The organism is Nocardia beijingensis NBRC 16342 (genome assembly GCF_001612785.1).
Classification (GTDB): Bacteria; Actinomycetota; Actinomycetes; order Mycobacteriales; family Mycobacteriaceae; genus Nocardia; species Nocardia beijingensis.
On the sequence record NZ_BDBC01000010.1, the window covers coordinates 96,749 to 122,362 of the forward strand.

At 68.6% G+C, this 25,614-nt stretch carries 24 protein-coding genes; 10 read left to right on the top strand and 14 right to left on the bottom strand.

Going from position 1 to position 25,614, the window contains the following annotated elements; all coding sequences use genetic code 11:
• The first annotated feature begins 7 nt into the window (after positions 1–7).
• A complete protein-coding gene (locus tag NB3_RS05735) occupies positions 8–451 on the top strand; it encodes a hypothetical protein (RefSeq protein ID WP_157111554.1) in 444 nt (147 codons plus the stop codon).
• Positions 452–622: 171 nt separating this feature from the next.
• On the opposite strand, the gene NB3_RS05740 is transcribed toward NB3_RS05735, so the two are convergent.
• The 6 genes from NB3_RS05740 to NB3_RS05765 form a co-directional block, all read right to left on the bottom strand.
• The gene (locus tag NB3_RS05740; protein ID WP_244891781.1) at positions 623–2,047 is read right to left on the bottom strand and encodes a vWA domain-containing protein; all 1,425 of its coding nucleotides are present in this window, start codon (positions 2,045–2,047) and stop codon (positions 623–625) included.
• 299 nt (positions 2,048–2,346) lie between these two features.
• The gene (locus tag NB3_RS05745; RefSeq protein WP_067797569.1) at positions 2,347–3,231 is read right to left on the bottom strand and encodes an AAA family ATPase; all 885 of its coding nucleotides are present in this window, start codon (positions 3,229–3,231) and stop codon (positions 2,347–2,349) included.
• Positions 3,232–3,478: 247 nt separating this feature from the next.
• On the bottom strand, positions 3,479–3,718 hold the full coding sequence (locus tag NB3_RS05750; protein WP_067797573.1) for a DUF6400 family protein: 240 nt from the start codon (positions 3,716–3,718) through the stop codon (positions 3,479–3,481).
• 435 nt (positions 3,719–4,153) lie between these two features.
• Positions 4,154–5,155 (bottom strand): ketol-acid reductoisomerase, encoded by a 1,002-nt coding sequence (gene ilvC / locus NB3_RS05755; protein WP_174372187.1) that lies wholly within the window; start codon positions 5,153–5,155, stop codon positions 4,154–4,156.
• Between the two features lie 227 nt (positions 5,156–5,382).
• Positions 5,383–5,886: an acetolactate synthase small subunit gene (gene ilvN / locus NB3_RS05760; RefSeq protein WP_040780853.1), complete on the bottom strand. Its 504-nt coding sequence runs from the start codon at positions 5,884–5,886 to the stop codon at positions 5,383–5,385.
• Positions 5,883–7,817 carry an acetolactate synthase large subunit gene (locus NB3_RS05765; protein WP_067797575.1) on the bottom strand — a complete coding sequence of 645 codons (1,935 nt, stop codon included), beginning with the start codon at positions 7,815–7,817 and terminating at the stop codon, positions 5,883–5,885. Before NB3_RS05765 ends, ilvN begins: the two co-directional genes overlap by 4 nt.
• 426 nt (positions 7,818–8,243) lie before the next feature.
• Here NB3_RS05765 and NB3_RS05770 point away from each other — a divergent pair, with 426 nt between their 5' ends.
• Both NB3_RS05770 and ilvD read left to right on the top strand, forming a co-directional pair.
• Positions 8,244–8,753, top strand: coding sequence for a PH domain-containing protein (locus NB3_RS05770; RefSeq protein ID WP_244891782.1), 510 nt, complete (start codon positions 8,244–8,246; stop codon positions 8,751–8,753).
• Between the two features lie 349 nt (positions 8,754–9,102).
• Positions 9,103–10,944, top strand: a complete 1,842-nt coding sequence (ilvD, locus tag NB3_RS05775) for a dihydroxy-acid dehydratase (RefSeq protein ID WP_067797577.1) — start codon at positions 9,103–9,105, stop codon at positions 10,942–10,944.
• A 71-nt stretch (positions 10,945–11,015) separates the two neighbouring features.
• On the opposite strand, the gene NB3_RS05780 is transcribed toward ilvD, so the two are convergent.
• Positions 11,016–11,897 (bottom strand): DoxX family protein, encoded by an 882-nt coding sequence (locus tag NB3_RS05780; RefSeq protein WP_084485914.1) that lies wholly within the window; start codon positions 11,895–11,897, stop codon positions 11,016–11,018.
• Positions 11,898–12,016: 119 nt separating this feature from the next.
• Between NB3_RS05780 and NB3_RS05785 the strand changes: the two genes are divergently transcribed.
• Positions 12,017–13,123 carry a PQQ-dependent sugar dehydrogenase gene (locus tag NB3_RS05785; protein ID WP_067797581.1) on the top strand — a complete coding sequence of 369 codons (1,107 nt, stop codon included), beginning with the start codon at positions 12,017–12,019 and terminating at the stop codon, positions 13,121–13,123.
• A gap of 634 nt (positions 13,124–13,757) precedes the next feature.
• On the opposite strand, the gene NB3_RS05790 is transcribed toward NB3_RS05785, so the two are convergent.
• Positions 13,758–14,645, bottom strand: coding sequence for a LysR family transcriptional regulator (locus NB3_RS05790; RefSeq protein ID WP_067797584.1), 888 nt, complete (start codon positions 14,643–14,645; stop codon positions 13,758–13,760).
• A gap of 79 nt (positions 14,646–14,724) precedes the next feature.
• Between NB3_RS05790 and NB3_RS05795 the strand changes: the two genes are divergently transcribed.
• The 3 genes from NB3_RS05795 (at position 14,725) to NB3_RS05805 (ending at position 17,318) form a co-directional block, all read left to right on the top strand.
• The gene (locus NB3_RS05795; RefSeq protein ID WP_307693706.1) at positions 14,725–15,666 is read left to right on the top strand and encodes an EamA family transporter; all 942 of its coding nucleotides are present in this window, start codon (positions 14,725–14,727) and stop codon (positions 15,664–15,666) included.
• Complete coding sequence (locus NB3_RS05800; RefSeq protein WP_067797587.1) at positions 15,663–16,295, top strand: NAD(P)-dependent oxidoreductase; 633 nt, start codon at positions 15,663–15,665, stop codon at positions 16,293–16,295. The genes NB3_RS05795 and NB3_RS05800 overlap by 4 nt, the downstream gene beginning before the upstream one ends.
• A 78-nt stretch (positions 16,296–16,373) precedes the next feature.
• Positions 16,374–17,318 carry an SMP-30/gluconolactonase/LRE family protein gene (locus tag NB3_RS05805; RefSeq protein WP_067797590.1) on the top strand — a complete coding sequence of 315 codons (945 nt, stop codon included), beginning with the start codon at positions 16,374–16,376 and terminating at the stop codon, positions 17,316–17,318.
• Here NB3_RS05805 and gatB read toward each other — a convergent pair.
• The 6 genes from gatB to NB3_RS05835 form a co-directional block, all read right to left on the bottom strand.
• Positions 17,315–18,820 carry an Asp-tRNA(Asn)/Glu-tRNA(Gln) amidotransferase subunit GatB gene (gene gatB / locus NB3_RS05810; protein WP_084485917.1) on the bottom strand — a complete coding sequence of 502 codons (1,506 nt, stop codon included), beginning with the start codon at positions 18,818–18,820 and terminating at the stop codon, positions 17,315–17,317. The genes NB3_RS05805 and gatB overlap by 4 nt on opposite strands.
• A 54-nt stretch (positions 18,821–18,874) precedes the next feature.
• Complete coding sequence (locus NB3_RS05815) at positions 18,875–20,251, bottom strand: alpha/beta hydrolase family protein (RefSeq protein WP_067797595.1); 1,377 nt, start codon at positions 20,249–20,251, stop codon at positions 18,875–18,877.
• A 96-nt stretch (positions 20,252–20,347) separates the two neighbouring features.
• Entirely contained in the window at positions 20,348–20,755 is a 408-nt protein-coding gene (locus NB3_RS05820) for a type II toxin-antitoxin system VapC family toxin (protein WP_067797598.1), read from the bottom strand.
• Positions 20,745–21,002 carry a type II toxin-antitoxin system Phd/YefM family antitoxin gene (locus tag NB3_RS05825; protein ID WP_039799673.1) on the bottom strand — a complete coding sequence of 86 codons (258 nt, stop codon included), beginning with the start codon at positions 21,000–21,002 and terminating at the stop codon, positions 20,745–20,747. The genes NB3_RS05820 and NB3_RS05825 overlap by 11 nt, the downstream gene beginning before the upstream one ends.
• 57 nt (positions 21,003–21,059) lie before the next feature.
• The gene (locus NB3_RS05830) at positions 21,060–22,094 is read right to left on the bottom strand and encodes an ATP-dependent 6-phosphofructokinase (protein WP_067797600.1); all 1,035 of its coding nucleotides are present in this window, start codon (positions 22,092–22,094) and stop codon (positions 21,060–21,062) included.
• 82 nt (positions 22,095–22,176) lie between these two features.
• The gene (locus tag NB3_RS05835; RefSeq protein WP_067797603.1) at positions 22,177–23,064 is read right to left on the bottom strand and encodes a serine hydrolase; all 888 of its coding nucleotides are present in this window, start codon (positions 23,062–23,064) and stop codon (positions 22,177–22,179) included.
• Between the two features lie 124 nt (positions 23,065–23,188).
• Here NB3_RS05835 and NB3_RS34815 point away from each other — a divergent pair, with 124 nt between their 5' ends.
• The 3 genes from NB3_RS34815 (at position 23,189) to NB3_RS05845 (ending at position 25,591) form a co-directional block, all read left to right on the top strand.
• The gene (locus NB3_RS34815) at positions 23,189–23,338 is read left to right on the top strand and encodes a hypothetical protein (protein ID WP_157111556.1); all 150 of its coding nucleotides are present in this window, start codon (positions 23,189–23,191) and stop codon (positions 23,336–23,338) included.
• A gap of 367 nt (positions 23,339–23,705) precedes the next feature.
• Positions 23,706–24,173 carry an SRPBCC family protein gene (locus NB3_RS05840; protein ID WP_067797606.1) on the top strand — a complete coding sequence of 156 codons (468 nt, stop codon included), beginning with the start codon at positions 23,706–23,708 and terminating at the stop codon, positions 24,171–24,173.
• 146 nt (positions 24,174–24,319) lie between these two features.
• Positions 24,320–25,591 carry a cytochrome P450 gene (locus NB3_RS05845; RefSeq protein ID WP_067797608.1) on the top strand — a complete coding sequence of 424 codons (1,272 nt, stop codon included), beginning with the start codon at positions 24,320–24,322 and terminating at the stop codon, positions 25,589–25,591.
• The last annotated feature ends 23 nt before the right edge of the window (positions 25,592–25,614 follow it).

Below are 25,614 nucleotides of genomic sequence, written 5' to 3' on the forward strand. Positions count from 1 at the left end.
GAGTGTAATGTGCAACGATCTGACGTGGGAAGACTTGGTTCTCGAGATTTGTGATCTCGCAATCCGATACGGCGCCAACACACACCTGTCGGAAGGGCAGGTGATCTTGTCGTCGGGCACACCGCGACCATCCGATCAATCTGCGCGAAGCATCCTCATCACTCGTTTCGACGACGAAGCAGCCCGGATCAGGACAGGGTGGGGCATCGACGGCCTCGCCGACTACACCATCGGTAACCCCGGGCAGCTTTCACACGTGGCGAGTCTCATCGATGGGATTTGCGCTGGCGGGGCCGAAGAGCACGCCCTCCTGGATGCCGACGGTCACTGGATCGGGGTCGCGTGGCGTATTCGGAGCCCACAAGGTGGTGGGGCGACCGGCGGTGATTTCGACGGCCTGCACGCAAGAGCGATACACCGTCTGGAATCCTGGAAGGACGCTACCGGCTGATCTCTGACAAGCAAGAAGCTGGTTGCCGTTGCGGGCGTACGAACCGCAGCGGCAGACGGGCTCTTGCGGCAGTTGGGGCACTCACATACCGCGGGCTAGCCGCATGGGTGTGAGTGGAGAGGACCGGCCGAAGATTTTCGGTGCAAAATGTCCAGCGGATTGTCCACGACACTACGCAGGCAGCAACCGCGCGATGACCTCCGTCAACTGCTTGACGTTGCGGCACTCGTGCATCGTCACGCACTCCGCGTACACGTGGGCTGCGGAATCCCCTGTCGACCACGATCGAGACGGTTCGGGATTCAGCCAGTAGGTGTGCTTCGCTCGGTCAGCAATCGTCTGCACCGCAGCGAGATTCGGGGCCGTGCGGTTGGTGCGCCCGTCACCGAGGATGAGGACGGACGTGCGCGGCCCGAGGGCGTCGGCGTAGTTGTCGAGGAATCCTTGGAATGCCTCGCCGTAGTTCGAGCTGCCGAAGCGAGCCACCTTGGTGGAGCGGATGATTCGGGCGGCGGTGCCGGGGGTCGGCGGTTCGCCGGGCGTGAAGAAGTGGGTGATCTCGTCGCAGGTGTCGACGAAGCCGAAGCTGCGGACCTTGCTGAATTGGTCTTGCAGGGCCTGGATCAGGTGGAGAGTGAATTCGGCGAAGCCGGTGACCGAGCCGGAGATGTCGGCGAGGACGACCAGGTCGGGGCGGCCGTGTTTGCGGGCGCGCAGCACCGGGTCGATGGGGACGCCTCCGGTGGACATGGAGCGGCGCAGGGTGCGGCGTAGATCGATCTGGCCGCGGACGGCTTTGCGGCGGCGTACGGCGAGGCGGGTGGCGAGTTTGCGGGCCAATGGGTGTACCAGGCGGCGCATTTCGGCGAGGTCCTGTTCGCGGGCGCCGAGGAAATCGATTTGGTCGGTGCTCGATTCGACGCCGCGGCGGGCGATGTATTCGGTGCCGCGCAGATGTGCGGAGCGCAGCCGGGCCTCGGTCTGGACGGCGGTGCGGAAGGCGGCGAGCCTACGGTTGGCTTCGATCGTGTGGACGGTGGTGTCGAGCTGGGAGGAACCGTCCATGCCCGCCACGACGCGATCGACGAGTTCTTCCGGGCGTAGGGCTTTCATGGTCAGGTAGGAGGACCAGCCCGCGCCGGAGGCGGTGGTGACCGGCGCGGTGGACTGCCCGGCGCCCGCGCCGCCGTAGCCGCCGAGTTCGGTCAGCGCCTGGCGGGCCAGGTCGGCGACCGACTCCGAATCGTCCTGCGCCAGTGCGGCGACGAGCCGATCACGCAGTGCTTCGATGGATTCGGGTGTCGACGGCTCGACGGGCTGCGGCTGCTGAGCGGTCAGGAAGTAGAGGTCGAAGAGTTGATCGAACACGGCGCGTTGACCATTGCGGCGCAGCAGGCAGGCGGCCATGCCGGAGCGCAGGCGATCGCGATCCTCGATTCCCAGGGCGACCATCGCCTCAGCCGCGTCGATGGTTTCACTCGGCCCCGCGTTGATGCCGTGATCCCGCAGCAGTCCGACGAACTCGACGAGGCGATCGGTCATCGAGTCGGAGCCTCGGCGGCCCGTCTCGCCGAGGCGGCTTTCAGTGATGCTCATGCTCGACTCCGGCAACCTCGCGCCACATGCAGCACAATGATCCGCCCGGACGGTAAGCGAATGATGACCGAACGACTCTGCATCGCTGCTCTGTCGCAATGCTCGCCGTCCCGGTTGTGGCCTGCGCCGGATGTGAAATGGCGTCGCAATGCGATCCGCTGCGCCAGAGCGAATCCGCGAACGGGCGCGGCGACCTGAGCGGCGAAGAATACCGGTTCGCGGGAGCAGCCGCGCCGAGCCTCGCGGCGGATTGGGTTGCGAACGGCAGGAGTGGCGCGAGCCCGAGCGGGCGCTTCATCTCACCGCCCACCTTGCTCTGCATCCAGATCGAGCCCGAGCCGCTCGATCGCCACGCGGTGATCGGATTGGTACTTCAACAGCACACCGAGCGTCGAGCGGACGACGCCACCGGACAAATTGCGCGCACCGAGGGCGACGAGCGTCTTCGCCCAATCGACGGTCTCCGCGATCGACGGCGCTTTCCGCAACGAGAGCTGACGCAGCGCCCCGACCACACGGACCACCGGCTCCCCCAGCGCCTCGTCCAGCTCCGGGACCTTCATCCGCACGATAGCCCGCTCCAATTCGGCGGTCGGGTAGTCGATGTGCAGATACAGGCAGCGCCGCTTCAGCGCTTCGGACAGCTCCCGGTTGGCGTTGGACGTCACGATGACGAATGGCTTGCGCACCGCGGTGACGGTGCCGAGCTCGGGAATGCTCATCTGATAGTCGCCGAGCACCTCGAGCAGCAGACCTTCCAGCTCCACGTCGGCCTTGTCGAGTTCGTCGATGAGCAAAACCGTGGAACGCGGGTTGCGGATGGCGGCCAGCAGCGGGCGGGCGAGGAGGAACTCTTCGGTGAAGACGTGGTCGCGGGTGCTGTCCCAGCCTTCGTCGTCCGAGGCGGTGATGCGCAGCAACTGCTTGGCGTGGTTCCACTCGTAGAGGGCGCGGGCCTCGTCGATGCCCTCGTAGCACTGCAACCGCACCAGGTCGGACGTGGTCGCGGCGGCGACGGCCTTGGCCAGCTCGGTCTTGCCGACGCCCGCGGGGCCCTCGATCAGCAGGGGCTTGCCGAGGTGGCCCGCGAGGAACACGGCGGTGGCGATATCGAGGGACGGGAGATACCCGGCCTCGGTGAGACGCCCGGTCACCTCGTCCACCGATGCGAAGAACTTACTCATCGGTAACTAGTTTAGACCGGGCGCTTCGGCCTCAGCTCGGCGCAGGTATGCGGAAATGGCGCGGCGTCGCACGGCACGGCGCTCGCCACCGCTCGACCAGCGAGCGCAGTTCGACGAGGTGCCGGGCGCGCGTCCGGTGCGCGATCTTCAGAAGGGTGCGACGCGCTAGCCAGACGTGCGGAGTTTTGCTTCGGAGTGGTTAAAGGCTCCGAGCGCGATGAGAGGTTGAGAGGGCGGAGCAGTCACGTCAGGACTCGCCGGAGGTAATACGGCGCATCGATCGATCCGGCAGAACTCCGGCTCGGACGAGTTCCTCGTATATACGCTGCTGTTCGTCGTCGAGATTCGAGTACAGCATGTCGTAGGCCAGATCTTCCTCGGCGAGCACCGCGACCGGATCCCAGTCGTCACCGAGCGCCGCGACGACGGCGCTGCGTCGTCGTACTTCGTCCAAGGTGAGGTCGTAGGCGAAATTGTGGTCGGCCATTCGGGTATCTCCAGCGAGTTTCCTGCAACGAATTGACGACCATGACCCAACCGCGCCTTCGCGGGCAATGACCCGCGTCACGTTCCAGGGTTGCCTTTCGTCACAGTTGCCCACCGTGCGCGGCCTGGACCTCGGCAGAAAGAGGGCCGATTACCGGCTTCGCTTCCCCTCGCCGATCGAAATGACGCTGAGATAGAGCATTCGCGACACTGCGCAGGCAGTGACCTCGAGGTCGTAGCACTCGTGCGTCGTCACGCATTCCGCATTGATGAGTTGTCCCGGTTATCGGCGCGAACTTAGGGCCCTGAGCGGGCAAAAACGTTCCGGCAATTGGCATTTCACGAACTGCGGATCTGCCGTGTCCAGGAAGTCCGTGAAGACGCCGGTGGCCCGCTCCAGAACCGGAGCGGGCCACCGCGCGAATCGGCCCAAGTATCAGGCGGTCTCGGTGATCGGGCGATCGACCCAGCTCATCAGGCCGCGCAGCTTGGCGCCGGTGACCTCGATCGGGTGCTCGGCGTTCTTCTTGCGCAGCGCCTCGAGCTCCTTGTTGCCGCCCTCGACGTTGGCGACCAGGCGCTTGACGAAGCTGCCGTCCTGGATGTCCTTGAGGATGTCCTGCATCCGCTTCTTGGTGTCGGCGTCGATGACCCGCGGGCCCGACAGGTAGCCACCGAACTCGGCGGTGTCGGAGACCGAGTAGTTCATCCGCGCGATGCCGCCCTCGTACATCAGGTCGACGATCAGCTTCAGCTCGTGCAGCACCTCGAAGTAGGCCATCTCCGGCGCGTAACCGGCCTCGACCATGACCTCGAAACCGGTCTTGACCAGTTCCTCGGTGCCGCCGCACAGCACGGCCTGCTCACCGAACAGGTCGGTCTCGGTCTCTTCCTTGAAGGTGGTCTTGATGACGCCGGCGCGGGTGCCGCCGATGCCCTTGGCGTAGGACAGCGCCAGCGCCTGGCCCTCGCCCTTCGGGTCCTGGTCGATCGCGATCAGCGCGGGAACGCCCTTGCCGTCGACGAACTGACGACGCACCAGGTGGCCGGGGCCCTTCGGGGCGACCATGCCGATGGTGACGTTGGCGGGCGGCTTGATCAGGCCGAAGTGGATGTTGAGGCCGTGGCCGAAGAACAGCGCGTCGCCGTCCTTCAGGTTCGGCTCGATGTCGTTGGTGAAGATCGACGCCTGCGCGGTGTCGGGCGCGAGCACCATGATGACGTCCGCCCACTCCGAGACCTCGGCGGGGGTGCCGACGGTCAGGCCGGCCTCCTCGGCCTTCGGACGCGACTTCGAACCCTCGGCCAGACCGACGCGGACCTCGACGCCCGAGTCGCGCAGGCTCAGCGAGTGCGCGTGCCCCTGGCTGCCGTAGCCGATGACAGCGACCTTGCGGCCCTGGATGATCGACAGGTCGGCATCGTCGTCGTAGAACATCTCGACTGCCACTGTGGTTCCTTCCGGGATCATCCCCGCGCGAGGCGGGGCACACCGTGCTCGCGCCGGTGTGGATTTACGTTGTTCTGGATCGGATCACCTCCGCGGGCGCGGAAGAAGATCATTCCCGCGTGAGCGGGGAGGCGGCACGCCAACCGTCGATCGCAGAAAGACTAGCGTGTGGCCGCCGCCGGGCGGTCGGCCCCATCGGTGTGCCGCTGCTCAGCTCATCGGGTGGCGGTGATGGATTTCGGCCCGCGCCCCACCGCGACGACACCGGACTGCACGATCTCCCGGATGCCGTACGGTTCGAGCATCCGCAGCAGCGCGTCGAGCTTGGACCGGGTTCCGGTCGCCTCGACGGTGAGCGCGTCCGGCGACACGTCGATGACCTTCGCGCGGAACAGGCCGACGGCCTCGATCACCTGGGTCCGCACACTGGCGTCGGCGCGCACCTTCACCAGGATCAGTTCGCGGGCCACCGAACTGTCGGCGTCCTGCTCCACGATCTTGATGACGTTCACCAGCTTGTTGAGCTGCTTGGTGACCTGCTCCAGCGGCAGGTCCTCGACGGTGACGACGATGGTCATGCGCGAGATCTCCGGCAGCTCGGTGCCACCGACCGCCAGCGACTCGATGTTGAAGCCGCGGCGGGAGAACAGCGCCGCGACCCGTGCCAGCACGCCCGGCTTGTCCTCGACGAGAACGCTGAGGGTATGCGTGGTACTCATCCGTTGTTCACCTTGTTCTGATCTTGCGACATCGCCGTGTGGATGACGGCGGGCTCGGCGGCCTGCTCGTCGTCGTCGAACAGCGGGCGGATGCCGCGAGCGGCCATGATCTCGTCGTTGCTGGTGCCCGCGGCGACCATCGGCCACACCTGGGCGTCCTTGCCGACGATGAAGTCGATCACCACGGGACGGTCGTTGATGGACTGCGCCTCGCGGATCGCGGCCTCCACGTCCTCCTCACGCTCCACCCGGATGCCGTGGCAGCCGAGGGCTTCGGCGAGTTTCACGAAGTCGGGGATGCGCAGGGTGTGCGTGCCGAGATCGGTGTTGGAGTAGCGCTCCTGGTAGAACAGCGTCTGCCACTGGCGAACCATGCCGAGGTTGCCGTTGTTGATCAGCGCGACCTTGATCGGGACGCCCTCGACGGCGCAGGTGGCCAGTTCCTGGTTGGTCATCTGGAAGCAGCCGTCACCGTCGACCGCCCACACCTCTTTGTCCGGCGCGCCCATCTTGGCGCCCATGGCCGCGGGGACGGCGTAGCCCATGGTGCCGAGACCACCGGAGTTCAGCCAGGTGCGCGGCTTCTCGTACTTGATGAACTGGGCGGCCCACATCTGGTGCTGGCCGACGCCGGCGCAGTAGATCGCGTCGGGTCCGGCCAGGCGGCCGAGCGCCTCGATGACGAACTCCGGCGACAGCGAGCCGTCGGCGGGCGGGGTCCAGCCCAGCGGGTAGGCGTCACGCACGCCGTCGAGGTAGGTCCACCAGTCGGTCAGGTGCAGCGGCAGCGCGTCGCTCGCCGACGGGTCGGCCTTCAGGGTCTCGATGAGCTCGACGATCACCTCGCGGCAGTCGCCCACGATCGGGACGTCGGCGTGGCGGTTCTTGCCGATCTCGGCCGGGTCGATGTCGGCGTGGATGACCTTGGCGCCGGGCGCGAAGGAGTCCAGCTGCCCGGTGACGCGGTCATCGAACCGCGCGCCGAGGGTGATCAGCAGGTCGGACCGCTGCAAGGCGGCGACCGCGCCGACGGTGCCGTGCATGCCGGGCATGCCCATGTTCAGGCGGTGGCTGTCGGGGAACGCGCCGCGCGCCATCAGCGTGGTGACCACGGGAATGCCGGTCAGCTCGGCCAGCTGCAGCAGCTCGGCCGAGGCGTCGGCCTTGATCACGCCGCCGCCGACGTAGAGGACGGGGGCCTTGGCTTCCATGATCATCCGCGCCGCCTCGCGCACCTGCTTGCCGTGCGGCTTGGTGACCGGGCGGTAGCCGGGCAGCCGCATCTCCGGCGGCCAGGTGAAGGTGGTCTGCGCCTGCAGCACGTCCTTCGGGATGTCGACCAGCACCGCGCCGGGACGGCCGGACGCGGCGAGGTAGAACGCCTCCGCGATGATGCGCGGGATGTCGACGCCGTCGGTGATCAGGAAGTTGTGCTTGGTGATCGGCATGGTGATGCCGGAGATGTCGGCTTCCTGGAACGCGTCGGTGCCGATCAGGCCGCGGCCGACCTGGCCGGTGATGGCCACGATCGGGACCGAGTCCATCTGCGCGTCGGCGATCGGGGTGACCAGGTTGGTCGCACCGGGGCCGGATGTGGCCATACACACACCGACCTTGCCGGTGGCCTGGGCGTAACCGGTGGCGGCGTGACCCGCGCCCTGCTCGTGGCGGACGAGCACGTGGCGCACTTTGGTCGAGTCGAAAAGCGGGTCGTAGACGGGGAGAATCGCGCCACCCGGAATGCCGAATACGGTGTCGACGCCGAGCTCCTCGAGCGAACGGACGACCGACTGCGCGCCGGTGACCCGCTCGGGCGGGAGCTGGCGGCGGTTGGCCGCGGACGTCGCGTTGGCAGCGGGCGTGGCCTGCTGATTCGCCGAAGGCGCTGGCCTACGGGCCGAAGGCCCTGGCCGTGCGGTAGGTGCGCTCACCGTCTTCGTTCCTTACTGGTTGTGGTTCCGACCCCGGATGTTGTGCCAGCGGTGTCTTGCGCTTCGCCATGCCGGACATTAGTCCGAACATAAAAAAGCCCCCGACAGCGCAAGGCTGATCGAGGGTGGCGCGTCGCAACGCGAGCTGACGTATTCGACTCAGTGTGTCAGGCTCAACGCTGGACGCGCCGGCCGATTACGAGCAACTCGTTTCGATTCACGCGCACGACGTTAAGCGGGTGTGAACCGAAGAGTCAAACAGATGACCCCGTGTGTCCCATTATGTGGGACAGTGCGGTTGCTTGTGTCCGTTCATCAGGATGCGAGGATGGTGGTGTGTCATCACCGCATCAGTCCGTGCCACCGTCTGAATCGTCCCACACGCCCGCGGCGACAACCGATACGGGTGGCGTCTCAGAGGCCCGTGTGATCCGCATCCCACGGCTGGCCTTCCTGGGCGTGTTCATCCTGCTGATGTGCGTGTTCTTCCCCTTCGTCGGCTGGCCAGCCGGACTGTGGTGGCTGCTGCTGATCCCCGTCGCGGTGCTGGCGTGGGTACTGCGGACGCAGACCACCGTCTCGGACGCGGGACTGGACCTGCGGACGCTGTTCGGCTCGCGCCACCTGGACTGGGCGCAGCTGAAGGGTGTGCGCATCCCGAAGCGTGGATACGTGCGGGCCGACCTCACCGATGGCACCGAGGTGAAGTTGCCCGCGGTGAGCTACGACCGGTTGCGCGATCTGGCGGCGTTCTCCGGCGGACGGATTCCGGACCCGTTCGCGGAGCCTCGGGAACCCGCGACGGAAGAGGCCCCCGCCGAACCCGCGGACGGGAGTGACCGACCCTCGAACGCGAAAGGCGACCCGGCGACCAACGGGTTGGCGAAGTCCGGCGAGAACGCCGACGAAGACACGCCACGCGACAGCGCGACCTAGCAGTCGGCAATCCGGCGACCATCGGGCCGCAAGGACGGCGAACTCCCTGGCCCGCCCGGTCCGAGCGCCGACGCGGAACATTCGCCATCGTTGGGAGGTTACGGTCGAGTGATGGGATGATTTCCCCGGAGCAGTGATCCTCCGTCCAGTCCCACTCGACGTTCCGGCACCTCCGGCGTCACCGTCGTCGCACGCGACACCACGCACCGGCGACACACCCGACCCGGCCGACCGCGATGGGACGCCACACCACCGGTCGGTGTGCACGCCCACCGGGAGTAACGTGGTGCTCCGCCGAGCACGCTCCGCGCCCGTCGCACGTCAGCCCCCGCGACCCGAGGACATCGAAATGCCACCGCTTCGTTCACGAACCACGACCATCGGCCGCAATGCCGCAGGCGCACGCGCACTCTGGCGCGCCACCGGCATGACCGACACCGATTTCGGCAAGCCGATCGTCGCCATCGCGAACTCCTACACGCAGTTCGTTCCCGGCCACGTGCACCTGAAGAACGTCGGCGACATCGTGGCCGACGCGGTGCGCGCCGCCGGTGGCGTGCCGCGCGAATTCCACACCATCGCCGTCGACGACGGCATCGCGATGGGCCACGGCGGCATGCTCTACTCGCTGCCGTCGCGCGAGATCATCGCCGACTCCGTGGAGTACATGGTGAACGCGCACACCGCCGACGCCCTGGTGTGTATCTCCAACTGCGACAAGATCACCCCGGGCATGCTCAACGCGGCCATGCGGCTGAACATTCCGACGGTGTTCGTCTCCGGCGGGCCGATGGAGGCGGGCAAGGCCGTCGTCGTCGGCGGGGTCGCCCAAGCGCCGACCGACCTGATCACCGCGATCTCCGCGAGCGCGAATCAAGCGGTGTCGGAGGAGGGTTTGTCCGAGGTCGAGCGGTCGGCGTGCCCGACCTGCGGTTCCTGCTCGGGCATGTTCACCGCGAATTCGATGAACTGCCTCACCGAGGCGCTGGGTCTCGCGCTGCCCGGCAACGGCTCCACCCTCGCCACGCACGCCGCGCGCCGGGCGCTGTTCGAGCGCGCGGGCACCGTGGTGGTGGACATCGCCAACCGCTGGTACCGCGAGGACGACGCGTCCGTGCTGCCGCGCAACGTCGCCGATGCCAAGGCTTTCCGCAACGCGATGGCGCTGGACGTGGCGATGGGCGGTTCGACCAACACCGTGCTGCACACGCTGGCCGCCGCGCAGGAAGGCGAGATCGACTTCGATCTGCACACCATCGAGGAGATCAGCCGCCGGGTGCCGACGCTGTCGAAGGTGTCGCCCAACTCCGATTACCACATGGAGGACGTGCACCGCGCGGGCGGCATCCCCGCGATCCTCGGCGAGCTGCGCCGGGCCGGCCTGCTGGAGACCGACGTGACCACGGTGCACAGCGCGAGCTTCGACGAGTGGCTCGACACCTGGGACATCCGCTCCGGCAAGGCCTCTCAGGAAGCCATCGAACTGTTCCACGCCGCACCTGGCGGGGTGCGCACCACCGAGCCGTTCTCCACCGACAACCGCTGGTCGTCGCTGGACACCGACGCGGAGGGCGGCTGCATCCGCGACCTCGAGCACGCCTACACCAAGGAAGGCGGCCTGGTCGTGCTGCGCGGCAACATCGCGCCCGACGGCGCGGTGCTCAAGACCGCGGGCATCGATGAGGAGCTGTTCTCCTTCCAGGGCCCGGCCGTGGTGGTGGAGTCGCAGGAGGAGGCCGTGTCGGTCATCCTCGGCAAGAAGATCAAGGCGGGCGACGTCATCGTGGTCCGTTACGAAGGCCCCGCGGGCGGCCCCGGCATGCAGGAGATGCTGCACCCCACCGCGTTCCTGAAGGGCTCCGGGCTCGGCAAGGAATGCGCGCTGATCACCGACGGCCGCTTCTCCGGCGGCACCTCGGGCCTGTCGATCGGGCACATCTCGCCGGAGGCGGCCAGCGGCGGTGTCATCGGCCTGGTCGAGAACGGCGACCAGATCCGGATCGACGTGACCAGCCGGACGCTCGAGGTGCTCGTCGACGACGCCGTGCTCGCCGAGCGCCGCGCGAAGATGGAGGCGTCCGAACGGCCGTGGCAGCCGGTCAACCGGGACCGCCCGGTGACGACGGCGCTGCGGGCGTACGCGGCCATGGCGACCTCGGCGGACAAGGGCGCGGTCCGGCACGTGCCGTAAGCCCCACCCTGTCGACGACGAAGGCCCCTTCCTCCCGGTGCGGGAGGAAGGGGCCTTCGGTTCGGCTGGATTCAGTCGAAGGGACCGATGCCCGTCAGCGGGTTGCCGCCGTGCAGGTACCAATACGCGCCGACCGCGGCGGCCACGGCCAGCAGCAGGATGACGAACGAGCCCGCCGCGGGGCGGATGGCCCAGCCGCGGTTGCGATCGAAGGACAGGCGACCGGGACCGGTCAGGATGATGACGGCCGAGACGCCCGCGAGGACGCTTTCGTATTCCACCGCTCCCGGCCCGGCTTTGTACTGGAACCCGGGGGCCATGCCCTGTTTCCAAGCCCAGGCATCCAGGATGACCGCGAGCACCGCGCCCGCCGCCAACGGCGTGAACAGACCGAGGATCAGCAGCGCGCCGCCGCCGACCTCGCCCGCGGTGACCAGCATGGCGGACACGCTCGGGTGATCCCAGCCGCCGCGCTCCATCATGTCGCGGGTGCCGTCCAGGCCGGGGCCGTGGAACCAGCCGGTCAGCTTCTGCAGGCCGTGGTAGAGGAAGGTCGCGCCGATCACCAGCCGTAGCAGCAGCAATCCGAGATCGAGCGTGCCGCGGCGGACCTCGCCGTTGCGGCGGCGCAGGCGCGCGGTGTCGCTCGGCGGGGCCGGGGCGGGCGGGATGCTGGCGTAGTCGTAGGTCGGCGCCGCCGTCGCACCAGCCGGGGTCTTGCTCGCGCCGGTGGTCGGAACGTCCGGCTCCAGCCCGAGTTCTTCCTCGGTGCGCGGGACGTCCTTGGACAGTTGCGGCCGCTGGGCCGGATCGACCCGCTCGAACTGCTCGGTCGGCGAGTCGTACGGGCTGGTCACTCCCCGGCCGGTGGACGACACCGCCGCCTGCTCGGCCGTGGTGGGAGTGGCGTCCCCGGCCTTCGGTTCGGGCGTGTCTTTCGGCTTGTCGGTCACGGCCAATACCCTATGCCGCACCGCACCGGCGCGGGCAAGTACGGCGCGGCGTGTCAGTGCGCGGGCGACACCCCCACCCGGAAGGGCGCGGGCGACGGAATTTCCGTAACGTCTGGGCTATGAGTTTGGTTGTCGTGGGCCGCGTCGCGGCGAGCTTGGCGCTCGGCTCCGTCCTGCTGGTCGGATGCGCCCGGTTCGACGATTCGGCGTCCAGTCCGTTCACCCCCGAACCGACCCTGCACGGAGCCAACATCGACCCGAAGAAACCCAGCCAACCGCCCACCTCCACCACCAGACCGAGCGGCCCGTGCATCGATCCCGACCCGGCGGTGGTGGCGACCTGCCTGGACACCACCGGCGGCCTGGTGACGCTCCCCGACGGGGCGCTGGTCGCCGAACGCAGAACCGGACGCATCCTGAAGGTCGTGCCCGACCAGCCGCCGTTCGAGATCGCCAGGCTGGACGTGGACGGCTCCGGTGACGGCGGCCTCAGCGACCTCGCGCTGTCGCCCACCTACAACGAAGACGGCCTGATGTACGCGTACATCACCACCGGCAGCGACAACCGGGTGGTCCGCATCGGCGAAGGGGGCTCGCCGAAGGACGTGCTCACCGGAATCCCCAAGGGCGCAAGCGGGAATCACGGCGCGATCGAATTCGCCGCACCCGACCAGATGCTCGTGCTGACCGGCGACGCGGGCAACCCCGGCGCGGCCGCCTCGGCGGGCTCGCTCGCGGGCAAACTGCTGCGCGTGAACTCCCCCGTGCCCGGCCGCACGCCCGCGCCGGAGATCGCCGTCTCCGGCATCGGGACCGCGGGGGACGTCTGCCGGGACGGCAAGGACAGCATCTGGATCACCGACCGCACCGCCGCGGAGGACCGGCTGCAGCGGCTCGGCGGCGACGGCGCGGTCACCACCATGTGGACCTGGCCGGACCGGCCCGGCGTCGCCGGGTGCGCCGCCGCCGCCGACGGTGTCGCGATCTCGCTGACCCGCGCGAAGGCGCTCGCCATCGCCGCCGCCGACCCGACCACCCACGCGGTCACCGCGGCGCCGACGCTCACGGCGCAGGACAAGTACGGGCAACTCGGCGGCGCGGCGGTCGGCGCCGACGGCACCATCTGGGTGACCACGGTGAACAAGACCGACGGCCAGCCGGGACCGTTCGACGACCGAGTGGTCCGCATCCCGCCGCCGCAGGCCGGAGGCGGCGGCCCGGACTGAGTTGATTGGCAGCACCTTCGGCGCTGCGTGTTCGCGGCCCCTTCATGGCTCGCGCCCGAGCGACCACCGCTGGCGACTTCGTCGCGGACGCGGCGGCCACTCGGACGCGAGCCGGGCCGCGAACGGCGGATGCTCGGTCTCGCTTCGCTCGAAACCTGGGGTCGAGGTGCGCTGGGCGCGTCTGGCGGTGAGCGCACGACCTGACGGTTTGCCTTACCACGTGGGCGGCCGCTGGCTTTCCGCACGCACCACAGCCGCTCGAATCCCCCGCGATCCGGACTTGCTCGAGGCACGCGACCTGCGATGCGGGGTTCGGCAGCGGTTGCGGACGGCCGGTCCCTGGTGGAACCGCGGTGGTGCTGGTCATGGCTGCTGCGGTGTCGGGCGTTCGCAGGCGCGACGGCTTGCGGGCCGTTCTCGGGCGTCGCGCGGACTGACCGAGCTGCGACGTGCGTCCTGATTTCGCGCGCGACGGGCCGACGAGTCTGTTGAAGCAGTCGCCGCTTGCCGTTCCGAACACAGCAGGCGCCGGGTCAGGCCAATTGGCGGTACATGGCCGGGGGCGGCGGGTCCGTCAGGAGAGGTCCGCCGGTGTGCGGCGCGGCGCGGTTGTCGACTCGATAACGGGTTGTCTTCAGGAGTTGTCCGCGTTTCGCGCCGGGACGCCGATCACGGTGAGGAAGGCGGTGGCCGCGGGGGTGCGGCTGCGGCTCCAGATGACGTGTTCGACGCGGGCCGGGGCGTCGGTGACCTCGACGGTGGTCACGCCCTCCAGTTGCGGCACGTAGGCGGAGGGGAGCATGGCGACGGCGAGGCCGGGGCGGACGAGTCGGGCGATGTAGTCCGCGCTGGTCACTTCGAAGGCGACGTCGCGGTCCAGACCCGCGGCCGCGAAGGCTTGATCGGACTGGAGACGGCCGGCTGTCCCGGCCGGAAGATCCACGAACACCTCGGAGGACAACGTGCGCAGGTCGGTCGAGCGCTCCCCGGCGAGCGGATGGTCCGGCGCGACGACGGCGACCAGCCGGTCACGGGCGAATGCGTGCGCGACCACGCCCCGCGGACGCGCCGTGGTCGGCAAGCCGAGGAAAGCGACGTCGATGGCTCCCTGCTCGACCTGCTCCACCAGTTCCTCGCTCGCGCCCACCCGCAGGCTGATGCGCACCTGCGGGTGACGGCGGCGGAACTCGCGCAGCGCCTCCGGGACGTCCACCGCGGCGACGGTGGGTATCAGGCCGACGGCGAGTCGTCCGCGTACCTCCCCCACCGCGGCGGCCACCTCGGCGACGGCGCGCTCGGCCGCGTCCAGGCACTGACGGGCGGCCGGGAGGAACGCCGCGCCCGCCGGTGTGAGGCGCACCCGGCGGCTGGTGCGCTCGAACAGTCGCGCGCCCAACTCCCGCTCGAGCCGGGCGATCTGATGGCTGAGGGCGGACTGCACGACCAGGCATCGTTCGGCGGCGCGGGTGAAGCTGTTCGTCTCGGCCACGGCGATCACGTAGCGCATCTGCTGGAGCTCCATGGATCAATCGTGAATCACGATTGATCGAGTGACAAACATGTGTTGGACTCATTGATCGGTGCCGCGCGAGACTGCGAAGGTGAAAAGTTCAGGCACACAGGTGGTTCCCGGCGCAGACACGCCGTTGGGAACCCTGTCGCGCACCGTCCTCACGGCGCTCGCTCCCGTGTCATGGGGCACGACCTATGTCGTCACCACCGAGCTACTCCCCCCGGGACACCCGCTGTTCGCCGGGCTGCTGCGTGCCTTGCCCGCGGGGTTGATCGCGCTGGCGATCACGCGGACGCTGCCGCGCGGAGCCTGGTGGGGCAAGGCCGCGGTACTGGGCGTGCTCAACATCGGGCTGCTCTTCCCGCTGCTGTTCCTCGCCGCCGAACGCCTACCGGGTGGGGTGGCCGCGACCTTGGCGGCGGCCCAGCCGCTGGTCGTGGCCGTCTTGGCCGTGGTGGTCCTGGGGGAGACCCCCTCCGCCTGGCGCCTCGCGTGGGGAGTGCTGGGGATCGTCGGCGTCGGCTTGGTGGTGATCGGGCCGAACGCGGCCCTCGATCTCACCGGGGTCATGGCGGGTCTGGCCGCCGCCGCTTCGATGGCGCTCGGACTGACCCTGACGAAACGATGGGGACGGCCCGACGGGATCGGTCCCACCGCTTTCGCGGGCTGGCAACTCACTGCCGGCGGCCTCTTTCTGCTGCCCCTCACGGTCTTCGCCGAAGGGCCGCCGCCGGCGATCGACGCGCCCGCGGCCCTCGGCTACCTCTGGCTCGGGCTCGTCGGTGGCCTGCTCGCGTATGTCGTGTGGTTCCGCGGCATCGGCACCTTGCCCGTCACCTCGGTCGCGGTGCTCGTCCTGCTCTCGCCGCTGGTCGCGGCGGTTTTGGGCGCCGTTCTGCTCGGCCAGACGCTCGGCCCGGTCCAACTCGTCGGGTTCGGGCTCGCGCTCGCCGCGATCGTCGCGGGCCAGCTTCCCGCGCCCACCCGCTCGTCCGCTCCCATTCCAGCACCCGAAGGGATATCGAAATGAAGATCGCCGTCGTCGGAGCCGCAGGCATGGTCGGCTCGTGCGTCGTCGACGAGGCGGCGAGCCGCGGCCACAAGGTCGTCGCCGTCTTCCGGAAATCGAGGCGGACGGTCCTACCGCCCACGGTGACCGCCGTCGAGGGGGACGCGACCGACCGCGTCCGAATGAGCGAACTGTTCGACGGCGCCGACGCGATCGTGGCGGCGACCCGTCCGGCCGTAGGGCAGGAACACACCGTCACGGAGACCACGGCAGCCCTGCTCGACGCGGCCGCCACCACTGGAACGCGCATCCTCGTGGTCGGCGGCGCCGCCCCGCTGCGGGTTCCGGGACACCCCGAGCGGCTCGTGCTCGACACTCCGGAATACGTACCGGCACACGTTCGCACCATCGCCGCCGCGAGCGTCGCGCAATGGGAGACCTGCCGTGCGCATCCCGCCGACTGGGTCTATCTCAGCCCGCCCGCCCTGCTGGAACCCGGACAGCGCACCGGCAACTATCGGCGCGGCACCACCACCCTGATCACCAGCGCCGATGCCACGTCGCGGATCTCGGCGGAAGACCTTGCCGTGGCCGTCCTGGACGAGCTCGAAAGTCCAGGCGGAAACGAACATTTCACCGTCGGCTACTGAGTTCGGACCCGAACACTCGACACCGCACGAGCGCGTGGACAGGGTAGGACGGGCGACCACTGACAAAGGAACGATGAGATGAAGCGCGTCCTGGTGATCGCGGCCGCCCTCGCCTGCTTCGGCGCGGCCGCGTCGGTTTCCGCGCACCGGACGGCCGACCGTCCGGTCCTCGCCGCCGAGTTCGACCTACCCGCCGGATTCCAGCCGGAGGGCATCGCCATCGGGTCGCGACCGGTCGCATATTTCGGCTCGCGGGCCGATGGCTCCATCTACCGCGCCGACCTGGTGACCGGACGAGGCGACATGCTGAGCCCCGGGCCGGGGACACCGGCGCTCGGGCTCGGACTCGACCACCGCGGTCGGCTGTTCGTCGCCGGTGGCACGGGAGGCGACGCCCGCGTCGTGGACACCGGCACAGGGGCGGTGCTGGCGAGCTACCCGCTCGGCACGCCGCCGGACACGTTCGTCAACGATGTCGTGCTCACGCCAACGGGCGCGTGGTTCACCGATTCGCGGGCGCCTGTGCTGTACCACCTGCCCATGAGCGAGGACGGTGCTCTGCCCCCGCCGTCGGCGGTGGAGCGACGACCGCTGACCGGCGACATCCACTACGTGCCAGGAGCGATCAACGCCAACGGGATCGTGCGCACACCCGACGGCACCGGGTTGATCATCATGCAGTCCGCGACCGGCACGCTGTTCCGCGTCGACCCGGCGACGGGCGCGACACGGCAGATCGACCTCGGCGCGGAGACACTGCCCAACGGGGATGGGCTGCGGCTACGCGGCAACACACTTCTGGTCGTGCAGAACCGGTCCAACGCGATCGCCGTGGTCACGCTCGACAACGCGGGAACCACGGGATCGGTCATACGACGCGTCACCGACCCGCGCTTCGACGTGCCGACGACGGTCGCGGCGTACGGGGATCGGTTGTACCTGCCGAACGCGCGCTACACCACGCCGCCGACCCCGGCCACGCCCTACCGCGCCGTCGCGGTCGACCGCCTCTCGGGAATCTAGCCGCAGGCGGCGAGGACGAGTTCGCGGACTCGCGCCGCGTCGGCCTGGCCGCGGGTGGCCTTCATGACGTCGCCGACGATCTTGCCCGCGGCCTGGACCTTGCCGGAGCGGATCTTGTCGGCGATGTCGGGGTTGGCGGCCAGCGCCTTCTCCACCTCCGCTTGCAGGGCGCCCTCGTCGCTGACCATGCCGAGGCCCTTGGCCTCGACGATCTGCGCCGGGTCGCCCTCGCCGGCCAGCACGTGATCGACGACCTGCTTGGCCACCTTGTTGTTGATCGTCTTCGCGTCGACCAGCTTGATCACCTCGGCGACCTGGGCCGGGCCGATCGGCAGCTCCTCCAGCGAGACCTCGCGCTCCTTGGCCTTCTCGGTGAGGTAGGCGACCCACCAGGAGCGCGCCTCGTTGGCCGGGGCGCCCGCGTCGACGGTGGCGATGATCAGATCCAGCGCGCCCGCGTTGACCAGGTCGCGCATCACCTCGTCGGACAGGCCCCAGTCGGACTGGATGCGCGCGCGGCGCAGCCAGGGGTACTCGGGAATGGTGCCGCGCAACTGCTCGACCCACTCCGCGTCGGGCGCGATCGGCTCGAGGTCCGGCTCCGGGAAGTAGCGGTAGTCCTCGGCGGTCTCCTTGCGGCGGCCGGGCGAGGTGGTGCCGTCGGCCTCGTGGAAGTGCCTGGTCTCCTGCACCACCGTGCCGCCACCGGCGAGCACGGCGGCCTGCCTGCGCATCTCGTAGCGCACCGCGACCTCGACGCTGCGCAGCGAGTTGACGTTCTTGGTCTCCGTGCGGGTGCCGAATTCCGTTGCGCCGATGGGCATCAGCGAGACGTTCGCGTCGCAGCGCAGCGAGCCCTGCTCCATCTTCACGTCGGACACGCCGAGCGACTTCAGCAGGTCCCGCAGCGCCGTCACGTACGCCCGCGCCACTTCGGGGGCGCGCTCCCCCGCGCCGGTGATCGGCTTGGTGACGATCTCGATCAGCGGCACGCCCGCCCGGTTGTAATCGAGCAGGGAGTGGCTCGCACCGTGGATACGGCCGGTCGCGCCGCCGATGTGCACCGACTTGCCGGTGTCCTCCTCCATGTGCGCGCGCTCGATGTCGACGCGGAAGACGCTGCCGTCGTCGAGCACCACGTCCAGGTGCCCGTTCGTGGCTATCGGCTCGTCGTACTGGCTGATCTGGTAGTTCTTCGGCTGATCGGGGTAGAAGTAGTTCTTGCGCGCGAACCGGCCCCACGGCGTGATCGAGCAGTTCAGCGCCAGTCCGATCCGGATGGCCGACTCGACGGCCTTCTGGTTGACCACGGGCAGCGAACCGGGCAGACCGAGGCACACCGGGCACACCTGGGTGTTCGGCTCCGCGCCGAACTCGGTCGGGCAACCGCAGAACATCTTCGTCGCGGTGTTCAGCTCGACGTGGACCTCCATGCCGAGCACCGGCTCGAACCGGGCGATGACATCCGAGTAATCCATCAGGTCGACCGTGGGTGCGCTCATGGCCATCAGTTTAGGTAAGCGCTGCCGTCACAGCGCAGCGGCTCTCGCGTGCCGCTACTTCACCGGGACCCGCTGCCGCAGCCATCCGCTGACGTAGTCGAGCACCTCGGGAGCGATGGTGGTCTCGATGGCGCCGTACTCGCTGGGACGGCCGGTCTCGGTGGGCTGCATCAGGTGATTGAGACCAGGGAAGACGTGGACGGTCGCGTCGGGGTCGGCGGCGAGGTGCTCGCGCATCGGCTGCTCGCTCTGCGCCGGGGGCACCTGAAGATCCTTGCCGCCGAAGAAGGCGAGCACCGGAATACGCAACGCGGACAGGGCAGGCGCCGGGTCATAGGCGACGAGGGCGGCGAAATACGGCGTGATCTGCGCGGCGGCCTGATCGTCCGGCACGCGCTGGTCGGCTGGCAGGGCCTGGTTCTGCCGGACGGCCAGTTGCCGCGCGCCGTCGAGATCGCCCGCCTTCAGCAGGGCGGCCAGTTCGGCGGTGTCGCGGACGCGGGCCTCCACCTGGTCGGGAGGCGTGCCGTTGGCGGTGGCCAGCAAGCGGGTCTGTTCGACGAGCACGTCCGAGCCGGGGGCGCCGGGTCCGGCCATGAGGATCGCGAACGCGACGCCGCTGTCGGGGCGCGCGGCGACCAGCGGCGCGAGGTAGCCGCCCTCGCTGTGGCCGAAGAGCCCGACCCGCGCCGGGTCGATGTCGGAGCGGGCGCGCAGGAAGCGGACGCCCGCGGCGGCGTCGTCGGCCAGATCGGTGTAGTTCGCGTCGTCCAGCTTGCCGCCGGTGCCGCCGACGCCGCGGTCGTCGGTACGCAGCACGGCGTAGCCTGCGCGGGTGAAGGTGTCGGCCAGCAGCAGGAACGGCTTGTGGCCCATGAGTTCCTCGTTGCGGTCCTGCGCGCCGCTTCCGGTGATCATGAGGATGGCGGGGAACGGGCCCGGGCCCTGCGGTTCGGTCAACGTTCCCGCGATGGTGATGCCGCCGCTGCCGTAGCCGACGTCCTCGGTCTTGTACGGGAACGGCGGCTTCGGTTCCTGCGGATGGGCGGGCGGCACGACCTCGCCCCGGCTCAGCGCCAAGGGGAAGTTCTGGCCGGACTGGGTGAAATCGCCGGTGATCCGGTCGGGTCCCGACTCGTACTTGCCGTGGAACACCGGTTCGCCCGGGATGTCGGGGATCGCGAACGACACGCCGTCGCGGTCGGAGCTGACGTCCTTCAATCGCACGCCGCTCATGCCCTGGGACGGGATGTCGATCGTGGCGGTGCCGTCGGCGTGGAAGCTCACGCCGACCTGCACCGGCTGCCCTGGAACCTCGATCGCTCCGTGCCAGTCACCGGTGGTCGGCTCGGGCGGATTCGACTCCGAGCAGCCGCTCACCAGTGCCGCGATCACCAACAGTGCCAACGCGATCAGTCGCCCGCTGCGCATGCGACTCAGGGTACCGATGCGAGACAACCCGCTACGGAAACAGCCGAGTGAGTCGGCCGCTCATGAGAACTCTCTTCGCACCGGTCGGTACGCCGCTCATACCGGGACGACTGTCAGCACCTGCTCGAGCCCGTAGAAATCTTTGGGGTTACGGGTGAACAGCGACAGGCCGTGAATGGAAGCGATCGCGCCGATCATCAGATCGAACTTGCGTGGCTTCGGGCTTCGCCCTCCGGCCGCCAGCAAGCCTGCCATCAGAGTAAAGCGGCGGGCAGCCTCTGCCGTGAAAGGCAACGCTTCGAAGGTGCTTTCGAACTCTTGAAGACGTTCGGTGCGTAACAACCTCCTGGTGGCGTCAGGTGCTGCGGCTACACCCAACCCGAGTTCCGCGAGTGTCACGGTGCTGATCTTCGGTACGAGTGGAAGCTGCTCGTCCGAAATCTCGTCCAGATCGATCAGTACACAGGTATCCAGGAGGCCGGAGTCCAGCCGTTCACTGGTCATCGAGTCGGTCTTCCCCGAAGATCGCGTCAACCTGCGCCCGCTCCTCGACACTGCTGCCCGCGCGAGCAAAGCGAGCGAGCCGCCGCTTCAGCTCAGCTGTGGTGACCTCACGCGCCGGCGCCAACGGCCGCAACTCCCCTACTGGGCGGCCGTTACGGGTGATGATGAAATCCTCACCCGCTTCCAACGCATCCATCACAGCAGCGCTTCCGTTGCGTAGTTCAGCTTGGCTGATAGTCCGGGACACATCTCGACTATAGCTCCTGTTGCTATACGAGGCTATAGGCGCTGGACCCTCCCGCCGCTACCCGAAGAACGCCTCCGCCTCGCGGTAGCGCTCCGTCGGCACCCGCTTGAGTTGCTTGGTGGCCTCCGAGAGGGGGACCAGGTCGATGGTGGTGCCGTGCAACGCGACCATCTGGCCGAACTTGCCCGCGTGCACCGCCTCGGCGGCGTGCAGGCCGAAGCGGGTGGCCAGCACCCGGTCGTAGGGGGTCGGGCTGCCGCCGCGCTGCACGTGACCGAGCACGGTGGTGCGGACCTCCTTGCCGATGCGCCGCTCGATCTCCACGCCGAGCTGCTGGGCGACGCCGGTGAAACGCTCGTGGCCGAACTCGTCGATGCCGCCCTCGCGCAAGGTGAATCCGGAGTCGGGCGCCGGGTGCGACCCCTCGGCGACGACACAGATGAAGTGCTTGTCGCCGCGCTGGAAACGCCGCTTGATCATCGCGCAGACCTCGTCCACCTCGAACGGGACCTCCGGCACCAGGGTCAGGTGCGCGCCCGCGGCCATGCCTGCGCTGATCGCGATCCAGCCCGCGTGGCGGCCCATCACCTCGATGAGCATGACGCGCTGGTGCGACTCGGCGGTGGTGTGCAGCCGGTCGATCGCCTCGGTGGCGATGCTCAGGGCGGTGTCGTGGCCGAACGTGACGTCGGTGCAATCGATGTCGTTGTCGATGGTCTTCGGAACGCCGACCACCGGAACGCCCTCGTCGGACAACCAGCTCGCGGCGGTGAGCGTGCCCTCGCCGCCGATCGGGATCAGCGCCTCGATGCCGTTGTCGTCGAGGGTCTGCTTGATCCGGCCGAGACCGGCGCGCAGCACGTCGGGGTTGGTGCGGGCGGTGCCGAGGATGGTGCCGCCCTTGGTGAGGATCCTGTCGGTGCGGTCGTCGTTGCGGATCTGGATCTTGCGGTCCTCCAATAGGCCCCGCCACCCGTCTTCGAAGCCGACGATCGCGTCTCCATAGCGGCCGTTCGCGGTGCGAACGACGGCGCGGATGACCGCGTTCAGTCCTGGGCAGTCTCCGCCTCCGGTCAGAACTCCGATGCGCATGGCCGCTATCTTGCCCCTCATGTCCGATCTCGGCAGCCCCGCCCCCGTGAACGTCGCGTAACACCGACCTGGACAGATGACCTCACGAGGCCGGGCAGCGACCCCCGGACAGCTCGTCGAGATGCTGGGAGACGACCGCGGCGAGTTTGTCCAGGATGTTCATGCCATCGCTGAACGATCCCGACTCCGGCTGCACCGCGATCGCGATCGCGAGCTGCCCCGAAGGCACGTTCACGACCCCGAATTGCCGCACCAGGTAGTTGCCCGAGACGTCCGGTCCCCAACCGCCCTTGAATTCGGCGCCGCTGAACTCGCCGAGACCCCACCGCTGGCTGGTGACGACCTGTTCCATCAGCGAGGTGACGCGCTCGGCCTGGGGCAGGCATGGCAACCGCGACGCGAACCGCACCTGATCGGTCAGCGACCACTCCGCCTGGCCGAAGGCCGAGTGCTCGGCACGCGCGCGGGTGGCAGGCACGACGGTCTTGGTGTCCCCGCCTTCACGCAGCACCGCCTGCACGGCCTGCGCCGCCTCCTGCGGCGTGCCCAGCGACTGCCACAGCGCGTCGGCGGCGGCGTTGTCGGATTGGGTGATCGCCGCCGACGCGGCGTAGTTCGAGCTGCTCGGACTGCGCCGCAGCGCGGCGATGGTCAGCGGCACCTTCATCGTCGACCAGGCCGGACCGCTGGTCCATTCCCCGAAGGTGATCGCCTGCTCGCCGCCGACCGGCATGACGGCCATGCCCAGCTTCCCGCGCACGCCCGCGGCGAGCTCGGCATAGCTCGCGGCCAGGGTGCCCGGCACGATGATGGACAGGCCCTTCTGGTCGGTGCGTGCCGCGGCCTCGGTGATGGTGGGCTCGCTCGACGAATCCTCGGCGCGGTCGGTTCCGCATCCGGCTACCAGAGCCGCGGCGAGCGCCGCGCACCCCAGGATGTTTCGGACGCTACGGAATCGATCAGTAGACATTTTCGACACATTCTTCTCGCGAAATCCGCCGGCCCGGCGACCGGTGACCGCGACGGCATGGGCGCGGCCTCGGGTCGGCTGACTCTTGTCTCCCCGCCAGATGACGACGGCGCGGTCAACAAGCATGGACACCTCCACCTACCCGCCCGATGTCGCCGAGCGGCCGGGTTCGGAACCGGCGCTCGCCGCCGGCCTCACCCGAGAACTGCTTCTCGTTATCCCGGAGAACGTACTAGATGAATTGATCAAGCCCCAGTTCACCGAAAACCACTGACCGCCACGGCCGCTGCCGAACGGGTCGGCGCACCTCGCTCCCGCTCAATAGCATTCGAGTATTACCGCAGTATTTTTCGGGTTCCGGCGGTGCGTCGCGGCCAGTGCGGTTCCCGGTGCGCACGTTTGGCGGGCTTCACAGCGCGCGGCATCCACTCGACCGGATGCACATCGCGACGCCCAGCGCAAGCCCACCGAGGCCGAGGTGACAACAGCTACGCGAGTTCGGCGACCCCGGCGGGGCCCCGATCCGCAGCAATCTTCACGCAACCGGGACCGCGATTTCTCAGCGACATGCGAGGCGCGCAAACCGGCCTCGATGCCCTGGAACGCCATCTCGACGCCATGCCCGACGAGGAAGGACAGCCATGAGCCGGTCCCGAGCACGACTGCACACCATCGACGGCTACGTCCTGCGTTTCGAGCGCGACCTGGTGTGGCAGCCGCCGGAGCGGCTGTGGTCGCTGCTCACCGAGGAGCGGACTCCGGCGGTGGGCGGCCCCGCGCCGGTCCGGTCGACCAACGCGCACGTCGAGGCGGGCGAACTCGTCGGCGTCGAGCCGCCCCGACGGCTGGAGTACCGGTGGCGCCACGACGGCGCGGTGGCGGGCACCGTGCGGTGGTCCTTCGAAGCCGATCCCGACCTCGGCGTGCGGGTGGAACTCAGGCAGACCCTGCCGGACGGACTCGCTCGGCTGCGGCCCGAACTGCTGGCCGCCTGGCACGTACAGCTGGAATTGTTCTTCGCCGCTACGCAAGGCGATATCCGGTGCCCGTGGCCCGCCGATCGCGTCGCCGCGCTCACCGCACGGTACGCGGCGGGGCTCGGCGAATGAGCGGACGGCTCAAACCACCCCACCGCGGCGCCGGAACTGCTTACGATCCCGTAGCCACATCGGAAAACATGCGCCGGACCGGCGCGTAGCCGACCCGCGCACCCGCACTCGTCGGCGAAGAGCCTTCCCTTCTGGAGTCATGCCCTTTGTCCACGCCACCGTCCCCGCGATCCACTTCCGAAAGCACGAAAGTCTGTCCTGTTCAACATAATTCACCTCTCGACAGCGACGGGCCCCGGGTCGCGCTGTACACGGAGGCATTCGCCGCCGACCCCCATCACGCCTACCGGGAGATGCGCCGCCGTTACGGTTCGCTCGTCCCCATCGAACTGGCGCCGAACGTGCCCGCAACATTGGTGATCGGCTACTACACGGCGCTGCGAATCCTCAACGACCCGACGCATTTTCCCGCGGATCCACGCACCTGGCAGCAGAGCGTGCCCGGCGAGTGCCCGATCCTGCCGATGATGGAATGGCGACCGAACGCGCTGCGCAGCACGGGATTCGAGCACCAGCGCTACCGGCAGGTGAACGTCGCCGCTATCGACGCGGTCGATCTGCACGCATTGCACGCGACGACCGAACAGGTCGCGGGTCCGCTGATCAACGCCTTCTGCCAGGACGGTGCAGCGGATCTGATCAGCCAGTACGCGTTCCCGCTCACCTTCGCGGTGCTCAACGAGATGCTCGGTTGCCCGCCGGAGATCGGGCAGCAGGTGGCGATGGGCATGGCCGCCATCTTCGAGGGCGTCAACGCGGACAAGGGCAACGCGATGCTCGCCGACGCGCTGTTCGACCTGGTCCGGATGAAGCGGCGCGATCCCGCCGACGACATCACCTCCCGGCTGCTGCGGCACCCCGCTGGTCTCGACGACATGGAGATGATCCATCAGCTGGTCACCCTGTACGGGGCGGGAATCGAGCCACAGCAGAATCTGATCGCCAACACCTTGCGGCTGATGCTCACCGACCGCCGGTTCGCGAGCGGAATATTCGGCGGCAGCCTGTCCACCCGCGACGCGCTCGACGAGGTGCTGTTCGACGATCCGCCCGGCGCCAACTACTGCTTCAGCTACCCGAAACAGCCCATCCTGATCGATGACGTGTGGTTGCCGGCGCATCAACCGGTCGTGATCAGCATGGCCGCCTGCAACAACGATCCGGCGATCCACACCGGCGAGCACATCGACAGCCGAGCACACCTGGCCTGGGGCGCCGGACCGCACTCCTGCCCCGCCAGATCGATGGCGTATCTGATCGCGCAGGACGCCATCGACCAGCTACTCGACGCCCTGCCCGAGATACGCCTCGCGGTCGAGCCGGAAGAGCTGTCCTGGCGACCGGGGCCGTTCCACCGTGCCCTGGTGTCGTTGCCCGTCGTCTTCCCGGAATCTCCGCCGTTGCCCGGATTCGGATAACGAAGCGCGTTCCTGCCCGGTGT